Origin of the sequence: Streptomyces milbemycinicus (assembly GCF_002154605.1) — a bacterium.
GTDB classification, from domain to species: Bacteria; Actinomycetota; Actinomycetes; order Streptomycetales; family Streptomycetaceae; genus Streptomyces; species Streptomyces milbemycinicus.
Genome location: NZ_MUNE01001317.1, coordinates 1 through 662 on the forward strand (window position 1 = coordinate 1; position 662 = coordinate 662).

General features: G+C 69.8%; 1 protein-coding gene. It reads left to right on the forward strand.

Translation table 11 applies throughout. The features are described from left to right. Positions 1–629 (forward strand): SigE family RNA polymerase sigma factor (locus CCN51_RS52835; RefSeq protein ID WP_245881926.1); only part of this gene is annotated, 629 nt, incomplete at its 5' end. Between the last annotated feature and the right edge of the window lie 33 nt (positions 630–662).

A 662-nucleotide genomic window follows, 5' to 3' on the forward strand; every position in this document is an offset into this window, starting at 1 on the left:
TGGAGCCGGCCGGCTCCAAGGAAGAGGGGGGCTTCGCGGACCAGGGGGGCCGCGGAGGAAGCAGGGGAAGCTCGTACGGGGAGGCATCGGGGGAGCGGTGCGAGGCGTCGGAGGTGGAGTTCACCGCCTACGTCCAAGAGCGCCGCGCCTCCCTGTACGCCACCGCCTACCACCTGACCGGTGACCGGTTCGAGGCCGAGGACCTGTTGCAGAGCGCGCTGTTCTCGACCTACCGGGCCTGGGACCGGATCAGTGACAAGGCGGCGGTCGGCGGCTATCTGCGCCGCACCATGACCAATCTGCACATCAGCGCCTGGCGTCGGCGCAAGCTCAACGAGTACCCGACGGAGGAGCTGCCGGAGACGGCGGGCGACCACGACGCGATGCGCGGCACCGAGCTGCGCGCCGTGCTGTGGCAGGCCCTGGCCCGGCTGCCCGAGCTGCAGCGCACGATGCTGGTGCTGCGCTACTACGAGGGCCGGACGGACCCGGAGATCGCGGACATTCTCAATATCAGTGTCGGAACGGTCAAAAGCGGCATCTGGCGCTCGCTGCGCCGGCTGCGCGAGGACGAGGCCCTCAGCTTCGGCCGTGACGAGGAGGAGTCCTTCGGCGAGCTTGTCGCCTGAGGATGAACGGGGGACACGGGGGAAAGCGGGGGG